The sequence below is a fragment of the Sphingobacterium sp. R2 genome, assembly GCF_040760075.1.
Classification (GTDB): Bacteria; Bacteroidota; Bacteroidia; order Sphingobacteriales; family Sphingobacteriaceae; genus Sphingobacterium.
In genome coordinates this window covers 1,311,906-1,331,329 of the sequence record NZ_CP142884.1, presented here as the reverse complement: position 1 = coordinate 1,331,329, position 19,424 = coordinate 1,311,906, and the positions used below count along the sequence as shown (strand labels likewise).

Sequence of the window (19,424 nt, the reverse complement as noted above, 5' to 3'; positions counted from 1 at the left end):
ATAAAGTAATTGTTTCTTAGCAATATTTTAAATAAAACCTTTTAGCTGTATTTTTAGCATACAAATAGCATTAAATTTGATTCAAAATCTCGATCGCTTTTGCTAATGTTTCATCTTTCTTCGCAAAACAAATGCGCAAAACCTGCTGATTTGTAACTTCTTTATAGAATGCAGACAGGGGAATTGTCGCTATCTTATGTTGTGTTGTTAAGGAGCAAGCAAATTCAAATTCCTTTTCATTGCTAATACCGCTATAATTTATATTCAAGAAATAAGTCCCTTCACACGGAAGAATTGTAAAGCGCGACCCCTTTAGCCCATCTTTCAGTAAATTTCTTTTACGCTCAAAAAAGCTGGATAGTCCCTTGACATAACTAATGTCTTCCAGATATTCAGCAATAGCAAACTGCATGGGTGCATTTACACTAAAAACATTAAATTGGTGGACCTTTATAAATTCATGCGTCAGCTGCGGTGGCGCAACACAATAGCCAATTTTCCAGCCAGTAGTATGCAACAACTTTCCGAATGAGGCGACAACAAAACTGCGTTCACGTAAAGTAGGTATTTCCAGTACCGACTGCGAAGATGCCCCGTCAAACACAATATGCTCGTATACTTCATCGCTAAGCAATAGGATCCTAGTCCCCTCCAACAGAGCGCCCAACTTAATCAGTTCTTCTTTACCCAATACTTTCCCCGTTGGATTATTCGGATTATTGATAATGATAAGCCGCGTTTTGCTGTTCATTAAAGTTGCGACATAATCCCAGTCAATCCGAAAATCGGGCGCCAATAATCGGACGGGCACAACCCTACCGCCAAACAATTCGACTGTTGGTGCATAGCAATCGTATGCAGGTTCAAAGATAATAACCTCATCCTCTGGTCTAACTACGGTAGCAATAGCCGTAAAAATGGCTTGCGTCCCCCCTGAGGTAATGGTTAATTCTTCCGTTGCATCGACTTCAATGTTATAAATCTGATCGTATTTTTTGACGATTGCATCGCGTAGGGACTGTACTCCGATCATTGGTGCATATTGGTTGTATCCATTTTGCATCGCCTCAGTAACCAATTTTACCAATCTCGGATCAGCCTCAAAATCGGGAAAACCCTGGGAAAGATTTAAGGCCTGATGCGCATTGGCCAGCATGGTCATTTGGGTAAAAATCGTCGTACCGACATGGGGAAGTTTAGAGCTTAGGTTGAAGTTCATTTTTTGACATTTAATTAATCTACCAAATTAGTGGATTTTCTTATATTTGTAAATATATATAAGAATAGTAATATGATAAAATACATCACACTACTTTTTTTGATGCTGCCATTCTTCGGATCAGCGCAAAAAAAGGAACTTACCAAAGAAGAGTATATCGCTCGTGTTAAGGCTGCGCCCGATTCTATTTCAACCCTGGTTGACTTGCGTAGAGTCGGAGGTTATGATCCTGTTTACACAGAGCTGCAGGCACTTTATAATTCTTTGAGTAATACTGTAAAAAACTCAAGTGAAGGGAAAGAGTTTCAAGAGTATTTAAATACGTTAGAAACGGTGCAAATTGGAAAAATAGCACCAGCATTTACCCAAAATGACACCAGTGGAAACCCTGTCAAACTTTCGGATTTTAAAGGGAGATATGTGCTTCTTGATTTTTGGGCATCCTGGTGTCCCGACTGTCGAGTAGAAAGTCCAGATCTTGTAAAAACATACCAACAATTCAAAGGTGAAAACTTTGAAATATTGGGAATATCCTTTGATAAGGACCGCAACTCCTGGATTAAGGCCATTCATGCTGATAAACTACACTGGAGACATGTTTCGGATCTAAAACGTTGGCAGAATGATGTCGGAACATTATACGGTGTAAAATCTATTCCCCAGAATGTATTGATCGATCCCAATGGAAAAATCGTTGCGAAAAATTTACACGGTGATGCCTTACGTGCAAAATTGAAAGAAGTATTGAAAAAGTAACCTATAGCTGATCAATTCAAATAAAAAGACCATGCCTTTAAAAGTGCATGGTCTTTTTAGGTTTAACGACGACCGTGTTTCTCAACGGAAACTACAGCGAAAGGGGGACTCCACAAAGTAGTGCGTAAACTCTATCCCGTAATCCCTACTAGAAGCTTATTTACTAACCAAACAAGGCCCTTCTACTAACCAAACAAGGCACTGAATATATCCTCTAACTTGGCGACAGGCCGAATAGCAATATTATATTTTTTCGCATCGAGGCCTTTGGTATTGAATTTAGAAATAAATATACCATCAAAACCCAACTTTTCAGCCTCTTGTATTCTTTGTTCAATTCGATTTACAGCCCTGATCTCGCCCGATAAGCCAACCTCACCTGCAAAAGTCAGATTGGAGCGAATAGGTATATCTTGCTGTGAAGAAATAATCGCTACGACTACGGCTAGATCGATTGCAGGATCTTCAACACGCAGTCCACCGGCGATATTCAGGAATACATCCTGTGCGCTCAGCCTAAAGCCAAAGCGTTTCTCCAAAACAGCCAGCAGCATATTTAACCGTTTCGTGTCGTACCCTGTGGAAGAGCGTTGTGCTGTACCAAATGCGGAGTTACTGACCAGTGCCTGAACCTCGATCATCATCGGCCGCATCCCTTCGAGCATGGATGCAATGGAAACTCCACTAACCGGTTCGTCGCGTTGCGAAATCATAATCTCCGAAGGATTGGACACTTCCCGCAACCCCGACCCCTGCATTTCATAAATTCCCAGTTCTGAAGCAGATCCAAAGCGATTTTTTACGGCGCGCAAAATTCGATAGACATGGTGACGATCGCCTTCAAATTGGAGAACGGTATCCACCATATGCTCTAAAACCTTGGGACCAGCAATCGATCCATCTTTGGTGATATGGCCCACAATAAAGACGGGAGTGCTCGTCTCCTTGGCAAACCGCAACAATTCTGCGGTACATTCGCGAACCTGAGAAACCGAACCCGGAGCGGATTCAATCTGTGCGGAATGTAATGTCTGTATCGAGTCAATAACAATGACATTGGGCTGTACCGTCTCGATCTGCTTAAAAATATTTTGCGTGGATGTTTCCGTCAGGATATAGCAATTCGCTTTGGATGATTGTGATAATCGCTCGGCCCGCATCTTGATCTGCTGCTCACTTTCCTCCCCAGAAATATAAAGTGTCTTGACTTGTGGAATAGATAAAGCCAACTGTAACATTAACGTTGACTTTCCAATCCCAGGTTCTCCACCGATAAGCACCAGTGACCCCGGAACAATGCCTCCGCCAAGAACCCGGTTAAACTCCTGATCAGGCGTGGATATTCGAGACTCATCTTGGTAAACAATTTCGTGAATAATAGCTGCTTTATTGGCCCTTTTCGTATTGCCACCAGTTGTAGAACTACGCCATTCGGGGACTTTTGAACTCCCTTTTTCGACCACTTCTTCAACAAAGCTATTCCATTGCTTACAGGAAGGACATTGTCCCATCCATTTGGGAGATTCATAGCCACAGTTTTGACAGAAGTATGCTGATTTTGATTTTGCCATGCTACGAATTTACAAATTTATAGCTGTTAAAAGCGTAATGATATGGTCGCACGCATTACATCTTACCCAAGCTATTACGCATACTTCAATAATGCGGCATGTATACCGGAACGTTACTGAAAAACCTAAAAAAAAGAAGTGTTTATTCTTCATTTTCTTTTAAGATCCGCAAGAAATTTTGTCCCATGATCTTCGCTATATCCACATGTGAATACCCTCGCTCCAGCAGTGCTTTAGTCAATAGCGAAAACTTAGAAACATCTTCCAGACCTTGCGGTGAGGATTCTATGCCATCGAAGTCTGAGCCTACCGCAACGTGATCAATACCAACTTTTTTGACCAGATAATCGATATGATCCAATAATTTCGACAATGGAGCATCCGCCTGTCGCTGAAGCTCCTTTGGCAACTTTTCATACATAGACCAAGTACTCAGTTTTGATGTCCCATGATCACCAAATTTACTTCGATATAAATTCGTAAGCCTCGCATCATAGGCAGGATCCAAAAAACCCGAATAAAAATTTACACCAACCACACCCCCATTGCTTTTCAGCGCCTCCAATTGTGCATCTTTCAGGTTTCGGAAATGTGGACATAATTCATAGGCATTACTATGGGAAACCAAGATTGGTTTCGTCGATACCGCAAGCACGTCATAAAAGGTCTGTTCGCCACCATGGGACAAATCAACCATCATGCCCAGTTCGTTCATCTTGCGGATAACTGTTCGACCTTTCTCCGTCAACCCTTTATCTTTAGAATCCATATCATCCGATTCCATCGCGGCACAACTTGCCCAAGACAAATTATAGTTCCAGGTCAAGGTTAAATATTTGGCACCACGGGCATACAATCGCTCAAGATTATCAAGACTTTCTTCAATCATATTTCCACCTTCCACACCGATCAAAGCGGCAATTTTCCCTGTTTTTAATATCGAATCGATATCTCGTGATGACTTTGCCAGACTTATTTTATCGGTATTTGCCGCAATCATTTTTTCCAAGGCATCTATTTGGTCATTTGCGTGCTTGAATGCGCCAGTTTTCCATTTTGCATCATCGGACCATACCGCAAATACCTGCACATCGACACCACCTTCCCGCAACCGCGGCAAATCAGTAGCACCTGTCTTTAACCGTTGGCCAATATCTTTCCCCTGAAAAATGGATTCATAGATCACATCATTGTGTCCATCTACGACCACCAGATCGCGATGAAGCTGCTTATAGTCTTGGCAATATCCAATCGTATTCCCTGCTGTCATAGCTAGCCCTAGCAACATGAGGCTCTTGATCATCGTTGACTTTCATTGATCGATTCATAAATAGCATCCTGAATTCTGCTTCTGATATCCAGATCCAAAAGCTTGGTACTCACCTGAGGGTGTACCCGATTGGACAAAAAGATATAAATCAATTGATTCTGCGGATCAATCCAGATACATGTTCCTGTATAGCCTGTGTGACCAAAGACAGAGCTATTAGCGAACTTCGATGGATACTCATTTTTAGGATTGGGATCCCAACGGTCAAAACCTAATCCCCGGCGACTGCTTGTTGATTGCCTGGATGTAAATAAGTCAACTGTTTCCGTTTTAAAGTAACGCTCTCCACCATACTCACCTCTATTTAATAACAGCTGCCCATAGATTGCCAAATCGTTTGCGGTAGCAAATAGTCCGGCATGCCCGGCAATACCTCCCGCCATTGCCGCACCCTGATCGTGTACATAGCCTTCTAACAATGTTTTCCGAAAAGACGTATCTTGTTCCGTAGGAACAATTTCATCTTTAGCAAAACGTATTCTGGGAAGATAACCAGCGCGCTTCATCCCTAATGGCCTATAGAAGTTTTCCTGGACGTAATCTTGCAGTGGCTCAGCAGTCTGATGTTCTGCAACTTCCTTCATGACATACATGCTGATATCGCTATATACATAGTTTCCTGTGGGCTTTACCGGAGATTTTAACATCTCTGGCCACATGAAATCACGGTAATAATTGTTGAGGATATAGCTATTGTCCGCCATCTTTACTTGATGGTTAGCATCTGGAACTGAAACAACGTCTCCAGCTTTAAGATATTTATAAAAGGGAATAAAGGGTGTAAAACCGGCCTCGTGCAACATGACGGAACGAAGCTTGATATCCTTCTTATTGGTATACTTTGCCTGCCATAGGTAATGCCCCATGGTACTATCCAAATTAATCACATTCCGCTCAGTAAGGCGCATAATGACAGGTGTTGTGCCGGCAATCTTACTGACAGATGCCAGATCAAAAATATCATTTGTTTTTGTTGGAATATCTTTGGAATAGGTATGGAATCCATAAGATTTCTCCAGCAGAACTTGTCCATCTTTAACGATCATGACAACTGCTCCAGGTGTCGCTTGCTTATCAATGGCTTCTTGGGCAATAGCATCAATTTTCTTGGTCAATTTCCCCAGATTCAGATGAGCGCTTGACGCAGAGCCGTACTGCAGCCTTGTCTGTGTAGTTTTGACATCACCGGCGGTGATTGGGACTCCACCAAAAACTGACATTGCGACGTGACGTTGTCCAGTTTCTGAAAACGGGGCTAATAGTTCGATCAAGTCAGACGACATGCGCTCAGTTAGCCCCTTTTTGCTTTTTTCATTTTCGAAAAAATGACAAAGGATGACTTTCTTGTTGTTTAATACAGCCTGTTTCAACTGGGCGAGACAATCTGCATCCAAGTCGTCTTCCTTTCCAGCGACAATAATAGTATTATAGTATTTTATATTTTCATCAAATTTACTAAAATCAAAAACTTTAGTGTCCGCATAACGGGCTAACTGTTCTGTAAACACACTATATTTTGCTGCATTGGGAACAACAACAGCGATGCGAAGCCGATCTAGATTTTTCAAAGGCAGCAACTGATCGCGGTTATTAAACAGTATCGTTTCATTCTTAATAGTAGATTTATATTGAGCAAACAGAGGGCTAATGCAGAACAAACCTGCAAATAATACCCCAAAAAGTCCTTTTTTCATTCTGCTTTTATCGTTTTTTAGGTTCTATCAAATAAAAATACGAATTAAATGGACAAGGAATACAGTGAGGTTAAAAAAAATCAATTTTGTTACGTTAAACGAGTCTCTGGATTAAAATGCCTTTTTGTTTTAACCTTAGTGGCACAAGAATCTTTAAGCGAATTTCAACTAATCTTTGATTACTCAGTTGCAGATTGCATCCTGAAGGTTTTTTCTGTAAGTTTGACTAATGCCAGAATTGATTCAAGATAAAACCATATTTTCCTTACTGGAAGTTAGCCGCAGTATCCAAAAGACACTTGCAGAACGGTATAAGAGTTTGTACTGGATTAAAGCGGAAATGAACAAGCTCAATCATTATACCCATTCTGGCCATTGTTATCCCGAGCTAGTCGAAAAACAGGACGGTAAGATTGTCGCTGAAATGCGGTCGATCTTATGGAAAACCGATTACCACCGTATCAACAACAGTTTTCTCAAGATTGCCCAGGAACCGTTACGAGAAGGAATTACGATGTTATTTCAGGCAAGTATATCCTATGATCCGATGTACGGATTGAGCCTGCGCATTGTCGACATCGATCCGACATTTACATTAGGCGAACTTGAAAAGGAGAAGTTGGACAGCATTCGAAAGTTGAAGGCAGAAGGAATCTATGAGTCGAATAAACTGTTGAACTTCCCGGCTGTTCCTAAGCGACTGGCGATTATTTCAGTGGAAACGAGCAAAGGGCTTTCTGATTTTTACAAGATTATCAATCAAAACCCTTGGGGTTACCGCATCGAATGCACACTCTTTCCCGCATTATTACAAGGTGACAAGTCTGTGCCTTCTATTATCAACCAACTTGCCGTTATTGCCGAAAAAATCAGTTTGTACGATGTCGTTGCCATTATCCGGGGCGGAGGTGGTGAAGTCGGTCTTTCTAGTTATAATAATTATTTACTGGCTCGGGCTATCGCGATGTTTCCCATTCCAGTATTAACCGGCATTGGACATTCAACAAATTATACGGTCAGCGAAATGGTCGCTTACAAGAATGCGATCACACCCAGTGAGCTCGCCGACTTTTTGATCCAAAAGTTTCACAATTTCGCTATTCCGGTCGATAAGGCAGCAGAGCGAATACAGCAACTTATAGCTACTCGGTTTAAAGAAGAGCGCAACGTGCTATCTCAAACGGCAACGCATATTCAATGGGTCGGAAAAAGAGAAATACAAACCACTCGAACGGCCCTTCAGCAATTTCAGCATGAGCTTAGCGCCTTGATAAAATTGCGCTTTTACGAGCACAAGACAGCGCTGGCGCATACCGAGCGAATTATTCAGCTGGCTGATCCAATTCGATTATTAAAACAGGGTTTTTCAATTACCAAGGTGAATGGAAAATTGCTGCAGTCGATTACACAAGTATCACCCGGCGATGTTATACAAACCATACTCGAAGATGGAGAATTGCTAAGCACAGCGACGGATACATTTCCAAAACAGGAGTTAGACGAAGACGATGCATAGTGTAGTAATTGATAAAGAAATTTAAAGAAAGCATAGCATAATGGAACAGAATTATACCTATACAGATGCCTTTAACGAGTTACAAACTATCGTGGGGGAAATAGAAAATGGCACAACAAACATTGATGAACTGGCCGAAAAGATTAAAAGAGCCTCAGACCTTATTCAGGTCTGTAAAGCAAAATTAACGGCGACAGAGGACGAAGTGAATAGTTTATTACAGAAAATATCAGCAGCAGAAGAGACCAATGATGAAGAGTAGCTTCTGCAAGATCTGAATGTCGCCAAAGTAGCATCACAGCCAACATTTATTTTTTTGGCTGTGATGGGATGCATAGCTTTAAAATTTTCAGCAGGGTGGATTACAATGGCTTTAATTTATCTGGAGCAACTGCACGAATGAGTGCCCGCGCTAAAATTCGATTCGGGTCTATGATAATCATACCATTGTGATCTCGTTCCGGAATAGCCAAAGGTAACTCTGCACATCCCAAGATAATGACTTGTGCTCCCTTTTTCTTCAAGTCATCCATGGCCGATAATAAATCCTCCCTCGCCTTATTGGCTATCGGCACAGGCTGTGATTTTATTCCATATTCAGCATCATAGATTGCATTGTTTACCTTTTCTTGCTCCGTTCCTTCTGGCGTGACGACATCAAAGCCCTTTTCAATAAAAGCCGCTCGATATAAACTATATAACTGCTCTCCTGCAGTAGAAATAACACCCACCATAGTATCAGGATAGTTCTCGTGCACAAATTGCACGGTCTCATGCACAATATGCAATAGTTGCAATGCACTTCCTGTGCCCGCAATTTCCGCTTTAACGAAAGAAAAAATAGGCTCTGCATGTACGATATTTGACGGAATTGCCGCTATGGTCGCGCCCGCTATTTCCAATTTCCGTAACACCGATGCGATGGCCTTTCCAGGATTTTCATTGGATGTGTCCAATAAATACGCTTTCCGATCAGGGATCAAATGAGGACAAGAGAACAATAATAGCGGCAAGTGCTCCTGGTCGGATCTTGCCGCTGTTTCATCAATAATTTTTTTTGTAATATCTAGGCCGCTATAAGGACCAAGTCCACCTACTATACCAATCATAATGCTATTTTTATATCCAAGATATAACCAATAGCATCAAAAATGGTTTGTAGAAATTACCATTCTATCGATTGATCCTCATCAGGAATCTGTGTATTTAACTGCCGCTCAAGGATCAATGACCCGGAGACCTTGAATTTGATCGCTGTAGTAGAAACTAAGGTATAATCGGTAAATTCATAGTCGACATTGTTTAAAGTAATATAACGATGTAATAAATAAGGACGAACAGCATCCATTTGTTCCGAAATAGTATAACTCGCATCTTTTTTGACAGCAAACTTCATATTTGGGTTTTCGGCTCTAAAGGTCACTCCGCCTGTTTCATTAAACGTTGCAAAGACTTTATAGTTTTTTCTGTCTTTACGATCCTCATCAATATTCCCCGCATAAAAGAAAATGGTATTTTCATCAACCACGTAGCTTCTTATTTGACTTTTCACAATCGGTGTTTCACTTTCATGCCCATCCATCACAACTTTTAACGCTGTCCCACTGTACGTTCCTGAATAATTGTTAAATGGATTGACACGTAGTAATGCTTTTTTATAATGTTTTCTGGGATTGATTTTGTATTTAGCAGCAGGATCCTCCAAAATCGTCAGCGGAAGCACCCACTTTTCGGCCATATCAATTCCTTTCAACGAAAAATCAATAGCCATCAATGCTGTATTTTCCCCCGATTTTATATTCACTGTCTGAGGAATAGAAAAATAGCTGTTATCCAGCTGTTTGTAGTAAAAGTCTTGCCTGGTCTGAAAACGTTGGTAATTCAATATCCCCAGGGTATCTGCATCCACCCCTACACGTACGTCAAGATCCCCATCGTTTGTTGTCGATCCACTCACTTCCAGCGGCTGTAAAAACGTAGTTTTTTGTCCGTCTTTATAACGGACATAAATATTGGCGACTCCCTCACTTTCCAAAGGGGCCTTAAATGAGACATAATGTTCAAATTGCTCCTCTTTCCATTCGTCGTTGCAGGCGTTGCAGGCGAATAACACCATCAGGAACAAAAGCTGTATAGCTGACTTTTTCATAAATTTTATAATTGATTAATCATTATAAGTCCAACCAGGATTTTGTGTTAAATTCTTGTTGCGTTTAAGTTCTGTATGGCTGATTGGCCAAAACCACATTTTGTCTGCGAAGGTCGTTTTCAGTGTCCAAATCGCAACCGGTTGGTAAAAGAGATCACGTTCTTTTTCATTCATCAAGACATTACAGCCATAAACCGGTAAGGCTTCTTCCACTGGAGCATCCATCCAGCGACGTAAATCATAATAACGTTGTCCCTCGCCCATCAGCTCGATGAAACGTTCACGCTTGATGGTACGACGCAGTTCATTTTTACTGCTGTATACACTTTCAGCGTAATCGGGAACTCCACCGCGGATCCGTACAGGCTGAATACCTTTTTTCATTTCAGCGATATCACGACTTATTGTATAACTTCCCCCGCGCCAGGATGAAATTGTAAAAGAACCGCTTAATTCATTCAATGCTTCGGCATACATTAATAATATGTCCGCGTAACGGATTGCAGGTTCTGCCTTGGGAACCACACGTGATCCAACACCACCTTCGTAAGTATCGCTCGGGTGAACAAACTTTTTAACCCCAAAACCTGTACGCAACCAATATCCATTGGCGGAGTTAAAGCCATTGCCTTTGGGATCTGCACTATAATAAAACACTTGCTTGTTACGGTTTTCCTCTTTTGTCTCGTTCAGCAGCGTCCAAAAACTTCCGCTGTAAGCTACTGAAGCGTAAAACCTCGGTTCACGATTCGCATATTGCAGAGAAGCACCTGCACGCAGTGGTCGGTATTTTTTTGCATTATAATCGTCCTGAGTAACATATCCCGTACTTCTGTTTGAACCATTGCCTCGACCTATTTCCTTATCCTTACCCGGTACATCTGTACCATCATTCATATAATACGCATCAACGAGTTTCTGTGTCAGTCCATGGGTATTCCATCCTGTCGCCGAGCGCGGCAATTGATGAATAACCATTTGGTCAATCCCTTCGTTGGGCTGGTTGCTACCACGGGTAAATATCAGTTCAGGATTGCCTGAGGCAGACAACGTACCGTCGAAAACCTGTGCATATGATTTCATGGGGTCAATATTTGCCCACCCTTCGGGCCAGCTTTTAGCTGAAAAATTGGGATCTTCAGGAGGTTTGACGGTGGCATCGTCACCAGTCTCCTGAAAAGGTGCTGTATAAAGCTTATACACGCCGAGCTCGATTACGTCTCGTGCGGCAGCTGCTGCTTTCGCCCATTTCTCTTCCTTAAATTCTGCGGAAAGCAAGCGTTTGCCCTGTTTATCGACCAATAATGCCGCATAGCCGGAGTTATTACCATTGGCCAATGGACTTGCGGCGTAGAGTAACACTTTGGCACGAGCAGCCAAAGCCGCCCCAACAGTTGGCCGAGCAGAGCCGTCTTGTCCGCGCTTCATCCCTAAAGACTCCATTTCTCTAGCTGCCTGTAGCAATTCATCACTGATATAGGTTGCACACTCCTCATAGGTGCTTCGCGGAATCGCCAGATCATCATAGCTATCGGTATAATCCAGTCCTTCATCCGGCAACAGCGGAATGGGGCCATATTTACGGAGCAGCAGCCAATAAAGGTATGCCCGTGCAAATCGTGCTTGGCCACGATAATCCGAAATTTCAGTTGCCGACATCTCACTGTTCATGTATATGTTCTGAATGAAGGTCGACGCATTACGAATGCCCCGGTAGGATTGCGTCCATGTGCCCTGTTTGTCACTTTCAGTATATTGCCCCATTTTGAACATATTGTAAGAGAGCTCATTTTTTGAGGGATCATAATCTCTATCTCGATCACCGTAATACATGTCGTCCGCAAAACAATGCGGCGTCATGCCTTTACTGGCAACATCAGCATTCTCGCCTTTAAACTCCTCAAATACATGCGCTAACCATTCTTCCGAATATACCTTACTTTTAAAGGTCTTCTCTATATTAAGTCGATCCTTAAAATATTGATCCGATTTCAAATAATCCTTTTTGCAGGATGAGACAAAACTTGCTCCTAGCACAAGCAACATGGCCATGCATATTTTATTTCTTTGCATCTTTCTTGATTTTATAGGTTGACATTGATACCAAATGTAAACGATTTAGGTAATGGATAATCTTCGCCCCTCGGCGTCGCTAGCTCCGGATCCCAAAGTTTGAATTTTGACCAGGTCAGCAAATTTGAACCAACTAAAAACAAACGGATGCTATTGATTTTTATCCGGTTGGTCATTTGCTTGGGCAGGGTATACCCGATGTCCAAGGTTTTCAAACGAAGGTATTGCCCATTCTTCAACCAAAAGGTTGACTCTCTAAAGTTATTTGGATTAGGACCATAACTCAACCTCGGATAAGAAGCATTCGGGTTTTCTGTCGATGGATCACCGGATATATCAGCCGAAATCCAACGGTTATCGCCCATTACCCCCTTCAACACTTGTCCCCATTCACCTTCACTAAACGCATAAACTGTCTTTCCATAGGTAAAGAACGTCGATTTACCAGATCCCTGAAAGTGCACACTAATATCCAGGTTCTTCCAGCTTGCTGACGCCCCGACACCATAGACTAGATTCGGACGTCTTGTTGCTCCGATAGCGACACGATCACCGTCGTCGATGATGCCATCACCATTAACATCCTTATATTTAATATCGCCTGGTTGGTAGTTGCCAAATGTTTGCTTAGGACTATTGCGTATGTCATCATAATCTTGGAATAGGCCTAAAGCAATGAGTCCTTTTGCCTGATCAACCCGATAGCCTTTTTGGTTTTGATAGCCATACACGTTATATTCCTCATCGATCTCCGTGATTTCATTCTTACTATAGGTAATATTACTTCTGGCAGTTAAATTGACTTCGCCCATTTTCTGGTTATATAGTAGGCGTCCATCAAAACCTCTTGATTTTACCGCTCCCACATTCGCGCTTGGTATAGATTCTAATCCTACCAGTGCAGGCAAATAATTTCGAGCCATATATATGCCCGTGCGTTCCTCATTGAAGAAATCTAAATTAGCAACTATCTTATCTTTAAAAAGCGCCAGATCAAATCCCAGGTTCTTTTTAGTCGCCATCTCCCAGGTCACATTAGAGGAAGATACCTGACTATATTTCATTCCGCCATAGTATCGGTCGAAACCATAGTCTGCCCACTGATACCCCCCTTCAGGAATCCATACCTGGTCTTCAAAACGTCCGATTTCACTGATTGTCGATAGATAAGGGAAGCGTGCGCCACCGGATAACTGATCGTTACCTACTCTTCCCCAGGAGTACCGGATCTTGAACATATTCATCCACGAAATATTATCTTTCACAAATGGCTCTTCGCCGATGTTCCAGGCTGCAGAAACCGCAGGAAAAAAACCATATTGTCGACCCGGAGCAAAATTTTCCGAACCATTATAGCCAAAATTAAAATCAGCGATGTAACGCGACTTCCAGTTATAGGTTACCCGCCCAGCTAAGGCCTGATTTCTTCTTGCAATTCCATTTTTAATATCATCACCAAGATTGACTGTGCGAATAAGTGCGTCACGGGTAAAACGGGCCACGGCGCCAACAGTATGATTCCCGATACTACGATCATAGTTAAACATCATATCATAAAATTCGCGTCGCTCGCCACTGGCACTGCTGGCCTGGTATAACTCTCGCGGATTTGAAATATGCGTAAAGATCAAATTTCCATTTTCATCACGGGCGCGTTCTGCCCGCCATTGCTCAGGCCATTTGCGTCGGGATATCGTATTATCGTTATTGGTATCATATCCAATAATTCCCCTAAAACGTAACCCTCTAGTTATAAAGTCAAAATTTTGTTCAATAGAAATATTGGTCTGTATATTATTTTGCCAATTTTCATTGTATCCTGTCTGTGTAGCAACTACCCAAGGATTGGTCTGATTTCCTGTCCCAATCGCAGGAACATAACCATTTGAATAGATTACCGGCGTGCGAATGGGAGAATATCCGAATAACACACCCCAAAAATCATCATCACCTAAACCTGGACTATTTCTTTTATTGAGAGAGCCTGCAATACCTATTTTTAACACGGTACTTTTGGTTACGTTAATATCTGTATTCAACCGATAATTATACCTTTTGTAATTTGCGTTGGTATTGTAATCATTCCGTAGCGTTTCGTCGGTCTTATACATACCACCTTCATCGATATAACTTCCCGAAAGGAAATAACGTGCTGTGGCTCCACCGCCTGTCATATTCAGATTCGCCCGGTAAGTCATCGCGCCGTCTTTGAGCAATAAATCTTTCCAATTTACATTGGGATAGAGATCCGGGTCCAATCCCAAACGTAGTATTTCCAATTCCTCAGGTTGATAAATCGGGGCAAAATTTCGTGTAATACGTGCCTCGTTCAATAGATTAGCATAGGTAACGCCGTCTTCAAATTCAGGTGTAATGGTACGGCTATTATAGATATTCTCATCTTTAAAATTAATACTGATCTTACCATCTTTACCGCGCTTTGTTGTAATTAAAACGACACCATTTGCCCCTCTGGAACCGTAGATTGCGGTCACAGCGGCATCTTTCAGGATATTAATGGTTTCAATATCTTCGATATTGATGTCATTGATATTCCGCTCAATATTATCAACCAAAACAAGAGCAGAAGCCCCTCCACCAAAGGTTGAAATACCGCGGATCCAAAACTCGGTAATATTTTTTCCTGGCTGACCAGATTGCATCATACCTAAAACTCCGGGCGCATTTCCAATTAAAGCATTACTGATACTCGATGTTGGATTTCCTTTCATAGCGTTGACGTCAACACTACTGGTTGCGGCAGTCGATGTCAGTGTTCTTTGGGTACCTGTTCCGGTTACGACAACTTCATCGAGCACACTGGTCTCCGATTCATTCAGTGTCACGTCGATAACGCGATTATCTTTCACCAGTATTTCCTGCTTTTTGTAACCAACAGATGAATAGACCAGCGTCTTGTATCGTTCTACTTTTATCCGATAACTCCCTTTATTATCTGTTGTTGTTCCTAACCCCGGCGCATCCTTCACAAAGATGCTGACACCAACAATTGGTGCCTTTTGAGCGTCCACAACGACACCCGTTACTTCCAAAACATCCTGTGCCAGCGCACTGAAAGTGGCACAGAGGAGTAACATACATGTAAGTACTATTTTATTCATCATCTTATCACAGGTTAATCTTGGTTATTTTCATCCATATCCTCTAACGCGATTTTACGGATGCGTCGATTCTCGCGGTCGCCAATATAAAAAGCTCCTTCTTGCTCATTGTAAGCGATTCCCGATGGGCGGTCAAATCTCGCTTCCTCTCTCAAATCGCCATTGACATAACCATAAGGGTTGCCATTGAGGCTTGAGCTTCCCCGACCTGCAAATGTGGTTACAGCCCCCTCTGGTGTAAGCACACGAATCGCATGATTCATCTGGTCCGTAAAATAAAAGTCATACTGATCAGGTTTTCCCGCTGCTACGTAGGTTTGATTTTTCACGAATACACCTTGGTATGGTTCATTGACACGAGCGGACGAACCCACACCATCTTTGTACCCCGATTCCCTAACTTTTCCGCAAACCAGATAAGGCTGGTTAAAACGTTTCTTTTCCCAATTGTAATCGGCACGCATCATATAACCCTGGTTGATTACCAAGATATAAGCATAGTTTCCACTGGGATGAATGATAGCCCGGTACTCCCATTGTGGATCCTGAATAACATATAGAAACTCTGCCTTTGTTGTCTTATCTGTGAAATATTGATTGAGGTCAAAGCGGTAAAATTCCCCTTTCGCGTAGCTATTAAAGTACATTTCACCATTGACGGGATGAATGGACGCTCCATTGCATTGTTTGCTTCTTGTCAGGACTTCCTTATCGAGGAAATTCCTTGCTCGCGAAAACAACAAGGTAGATTCATCATTTTCCCCACCACGGTCCTGCGAAACAATCATATAGTTGCCGTCTACAGAAAAGTCGACACTACGAGGGCGATCAAAATCCGACCGTTTTTTAGTAATTGTGCTATCCTCGAAATTGATCAGGTATAGGCCATTATTATTATCGAAGGTCATCCATAGATGCTTTGGGTTTAGCGGATCAAACTTCATAAAAGAAGAAAGCCAAAAACCACTTGCCATCTTGTTCTGATCAGCATCTTTAAACTTCCCGTCTTTCCAAGGCTCATCGCCACGTGAATTTCGATAACCTGCCAGCGTCGACACCACCAATTTACGCTGATAGTCAAAAGGCTCTTGTGCCTTACCGATAACAGGCTTTTCTTGAGCGCCCACGCGCACTTCTATATCCCCTTTAAACGCCTGTTTTGGTACCAGACAATAAAGAGATTCACCCAGAGCATTGATCACCACAGCCTTTTTGCCCCCGATAAATACCTGCACATTTTTTGGATCGTTTCCAAAATTTTTCCCGTAAATCACCAGTCGTTGCCCCATACCACCTGATTTAGGCGCAAAGTCCGAGACAACAACAGGTTGTGAAGGATCAAAGGGCATACCCTCTGAAATGCTGCCAACATTATCGTTCTTACAGCTTCCAAAGCCCAAAATAAGCACTGTAATGGCCCAAATCAACCGATTTAGGAATCCATTATTAGCCGCTATCTGTTTAGTTCTCATAAGGTTGTTAATTGATTAGAGTTTATTTTTATAAACATAAGTATATCACCTTCCATGAATCCTAGACTCACCGATTTGATACATATTCATTCGTTTTTTAGCAATACATACCAGCTATTCTAGGGTAATTTTAGGACGAACGGATTGATGCCCGCCCCATCATTGGGCGAACGCTTAATTTTGACGTATACATAATTGGTTATTTTCTAAAAAGCTAAATGGTATTAGCTATCCTAAGCTAAAAAAAGACTTTACGACAATAGTTTCAAAGTCTTTTGGTTTTTTAAATTTATAGTTCTAATAATTTTCTATTTGATTCCCGCTATTCATATTGACCTCCAACAATACCTTTCCCAAGGTCTGCATTAGCTTCTTCACAAAGAAGATGGATGATTAATTTATAACTCGATTTTTTAAATGCTTCTCTAAGGTTTTTTTCTTTCTATAATTGATTAATCAAATTTAGATATTGTAACGATTCCGATAGGATAGAATTATCTCAATAATATGCGGATTTGTATCATGACTACATTCTCTTCAGCGATGGGTCATTCTAGAAGCAGATTGAGTTTGCTTCCGCTAAGTTTTTCTTATACGAATGGGCCCTTTGATATGATCGATATCAATGGTCTTTCCTTTTTGGGTGATTAAAACTTTCCCCTGCATCTGCAATGAAATTGCTACATCAACAACTTCTTGCATATGTGCACGCCAATCCTTTGGAAAAAGTTCCCTGGCAATTTCAGAAGGACAGAATGTCTTTTCGCGACCACGGGCTTCGGCAGCTGATAAGATGCTTTTAATTATTGCCTCTTGCTTCATAGTGTAGTAACAGATAAAAGCTTCTTGAAGTTTTTAATAGAACACTTTAGGTATCGTATTTAAGTATGTCGTAGCGTGAATAGACAAGTTATTATGTCTTCTTTTTTTTGCATTGCTCTGAACAATATTTGACGTCCTCCCAATTTTTCTTCCATTTTTTACGCCAGGTGAATGGCCTTCCACAGGCCGCGCAAATCTTCTGCGGTAGATTTTGCTTTTTAACCCCTTTCATCCTTCCATCGTTTTTTCATCGAACCGTATTGCACATTGGCTTCTGCCTGCTTCCATCGTTTATAGAACACTTCTGCCGCTGCAGCCTTCTCCCTATCACCCGTTCCACGTTCCAATAGCGCATAATCATCTTCCTTATCGTACTTTCTACCTCCTTTATAGTTGGCGTAGCGACGTGCACGCGTGTATCCCATCTGCAGATATTTGCGTGCCATGTCTGCTCCAACAAAGTCATCCGCTTTTAGATAATCCTCGAATAAATTGAAAATCTTCTCACTGCTCTCCTCGGCAATGGCCTCAGTTTTGAAGCGCCAATGCTGACCAATTTCCGATTTATATGGCTCACAGATCAACACCCCCTGTTCTCCTTTACCAACTCGGTATTCGTCTGGTTTCGAGCGATAATCAATATCGGGCTTCCAGGGATAGTCGTTTTTATCAAAGTTTAGGTAGCTCGGCTTTTGGGTGCTCATATGTATATTTTTAGATTTTTACCCTTCTTGTAATAGGGTTGTGTGTTTTAGTGCATGTTTATGTTCACTATATTATGCTCATTTCATAAAGCTGCCCCTATTTAGATATGTAAAAAACTGCGTGTCGGTACAAATAGTTTGGCTAGAGCTATCATATTTTGATTCTGCTCATTTTTTTTGAAGACAAAATCAGTTTCTAACCAAAACGTTGATATACGGGCATCTCGACAGTGCAAGAGGTGCCAACCCTCTTAAACGTTTCTAAAAGAAACCCAGAGGCGGTTTCAACGGCTGTCCGACAGGGGGTAGCGATATCATTTCAGGGCACTTTTTCATCACTAACTCCCTATTAACTCCTACTTTCTATAGAATTGGATTCCGCTTTTACTTGGATTTTCCTCGAATTTTTCCCGAGGCAGATCCGAAGCCCGCCCGAAGAAAGTTCAAGCAATGCTGGGAAAAGAGCAGGAATTGGTCTGGTATTGGTTCCCTGTAGGTTTTAATCGCAGATATGGCACGGTTTTCCTTTCCTAATTGATAAATTAGATTTATTCATATCCAATAAGGAAGGGCGGTATCCTATAAATCAAGATAAAAATATGTGGCAACTCAACCAGTTTATTAATAAATATCATGGACGGAATGTTGACCTTCTTGGAAAGTGTTTCTTGTTCAAGACCTTTAGAGTTTTTGTTTTACTCTTTGTGCGGTTAACTTTATAATTCGCTTTCGATGGCTCGCATTCGTTTTCTGCTGACCTCTCTCTTTTGGTAAGCCATAAACTGTCACGGGAGTCAATAAAGTTTTTTTACACACAAAAAAAGCCTGCAAATATTTAATTTGCAGGCTTTTGTATGTTTTGACTTTTAGATCTGTAGCCCGTAGGGGAATCGAACCCCTGTTTCAAGAATGAAAATCTTGCGTCCTAACCCCTAGACGAACGGGCCTTTTAAGCAACTCCAATAACATTGTTGTTTTTGGAGTTGCAAATATAGA

At 41.7% G+C, this 19,424-nt stretch carries 15 protein-coding genes and 1 tRNA gene; 3 read left to right on the top strand and 13 right to left on the bottom strand.

All coding sequences use genetic code 11. From position 1 onward, the window contains the following. Nucleotides 1–70 precede the first annotated feature (70 nt). Nucleotides 71–1,219, bottom strand: coding sequence for a methionine aminotransferase (locus VXM68_RS05595; protein ID WP_367210666.1), 1,149 nt, complete (start codon nt 1,217–1,219; stop codon nt 71–73). 72 nt (nt 1,220–1,291) lie between these two features. On the opposite strand from VXM68_RS05595, the gene VXM68_RS05590 reads away from it, so the two are divergent. Further along, nucleotides 1,292–1,975, top strand: coding sequence for a peroxiredoxin (locus VXM68_RS05590; protein ID WP_294185576.1), 684 nt, complete (start codon nt 1,292–1,294; stop codon nt 1,973–1,975). A 185-nt stretch (nt 1,976–2,160) separates the two neighbouring features. On the opposite strand, the gene radA is transcribed toward VXM68_RS05590, so the two are convergent. From radA to VXM68_RS05575, 3 genes are all read right to left on the bottom strand, one after another. Continuing rightward, the gene (gene radA / locus VXM68_RS05585) at nt 2,161–3,546 is read right to left on the bottom strand and encodes a DNA repair protein RadA (protein ID WP_293956209.1); all 1,386 of its coding nucleotides are present in this window, start codon (nt 3,544–3,546) and stop codon (nt 2,161–2,163) included. A gap of 142 nt (nt 3,547–3,688) precedes the next feature. Next, nucleotides 3,689–4,849, bottom strand: a complete 1,161-nt coding sequence (locus VXM68_RS05580; protein WP_367210665.1) for a dipeptidase — start codon at nt 4,847–4,849, stop codon at nt 3,689–3,691. Beyond that, complete coding sequence (locus VXM68_RS05575) at nt 4,846–6,570, bottom strand: serine hydrolase domain-containing protein (protein ID WP_367210664.1); 1,725 nt, start codon at nt 6,568–6,570, stop codon at nt 4,846–4,848. The genes VXM68_RS05580 and VXM68_RS05575 overlap by 4 nt, the downstream gene beginning before the upstream one ends. Nucleotides 6,571–6,799: 229 nt before the next feature. On the opposite strand from VXM68_RS05575, the gene xseA reads away from it, so the two are divergent. Together xseA and xseB are read left to right on the top strand one after the other, a co-directional pair. After that, nucleotides 6,800–8,086 carry an exodeoxyribonuclease VII large subunit gene (gene xseA, locus VXM68_RS05570; RefSeq protein WP_294185580.1) on the top strand — a complete coding sequence of 429 codons (1,287 nt, stop codon included), beginning with the start codon at nt 6,800–6,802 and terminating at the stop codon, nt 8,084–8,086. Between the two features lie 40 nt (nt 8,087–8,126). Beyond that, nucleotides 8,127–8,348 carry an exodeoxyribonuclease VII small subunit gene (xseB, locus tag VXM68_RS05565; protein WP_294185581.1) on the top strand — a complete coding sequence of 74 codons (222 nt, stop codon included), beginning with the start codon at nt 8,127–8,129 and terminating at the stop codon, nt 8,346–8,348. Nucleotides 8,349–8,448: 100 nt separating this feature from the next. Here xseB and VXM68_RS05560 read toward each other — a convergent pair whose 3' ends face one another. The 9 genes from VXM68_RS05560 to VXM68_RS05520 form a co-directional block, all read right to left on the bottom strand. Continuing rightward, entirely contained in the window at nt 8,449–9,195 is a 747-nt protein-coding gene (locus VXM68_RS05560) for an aspartate/glutamate racemase family protein (protein WP_367210663.1), read from the bottom strand. A 56-nt stretch (nt 9,196–9,251) separates the two neighbouring features. Continuing rightward, the gene (locus VXM68_RS05555; RefSeq protein ID WP_293956215.1) at nt 9,252–10,235 is read right to left on the bottom strand and encodes a DUF4973 domain-containing protein; all 984 of its coding nucleotides are present in this window, start codon (nt 10,233–10,235) and stop codon (nt 9,252–9,254) included. 15 nt (nt 10,236–10,250) lie between these two features. After that, on the bottom strand, nt 10,251–12,308 hold the full coding sequence (locus VXM68_RS05550; protein WP_367210662.1) for a RagB/SusD family nutrient uptake outer membrane protein: 2,058 nt from the start codon (nt 12,306–12,308) through the stop codon (nt 10,251–10,253). Between the two features lie 11 nt (nt 12,309–12,319). Next, a complete protein-coding gene (locus tag VXM68_RS05545) occupies nt 12,320–15,433 on the bottom strand; it encodes a SusC/RagA family TonB-linked outer membrane protein (RefSeq protein ID WP_367210661.1) in 3,114 nt (1,037 codons plus the stop codon). Nucleotides 15,434–15,444: 11 nt separating this feature from the next. Beyond that, nucleotides 15,445–16,902, bottom strand: a complete 1,458-nt coding sequence (locus VXM68_RS05540) for an IPT/TIG domain-containing protein (RefSeq protein ID WP_367210660.1) — start codon at nt 16,900–16,902, stop codon at nt 15,445–15,447. Nucleotides 16,903–17,481: 579 nt separating this feature from the next. Further along, nucleotides 17,482–17,724 (bottom strand): DUF3253 domain-containing protein, encoded by a 243-nt coding sequence (locus VXM68_RS05535; protein WP_367210659.1) that lies wholly within the window; start codon nt 17,722–17,724, stop codon nt 17,482–17,484. A 91-nt stretch (nt 17,725–17,815) separates the two neighbouring features. After that, the gene (locus tag VXM68_RS05530) at nt 17,816–17,956 is read right to left on the bottom strand and encodes a DUF2256 domain-containing protein (RefSeq protein ID WP_367210658.1); all 141 of its coding nucleotides are present in this window, start codon (nt 17,954–17,956) and stop codon (nt 17,816–17,818) included. Beyond that, a complete protein-coding gene (locus VXM68_RS05525) occupies nt 17,943–18,428 on the bottom strand; it encodes a DUF4385 domain-containing protein (RefSeq protein ID WP_367210657.1) in 486 nt (161 codons plus the stop codon). The genes VXM68_RS05530 and VXM68_RS05525 overlap by 14 nt, the downstream gene beginning before the upstream one ends. Before the next feature lie 875 nt (nt 18,429–19,303). Then, nucleotides 19,304–19,375 (bottom strand) — tRNA-Glu (locus VXM68_RS05520). Nucleotides 19,376–19,424: the final 49 nt, after the last annotated feature.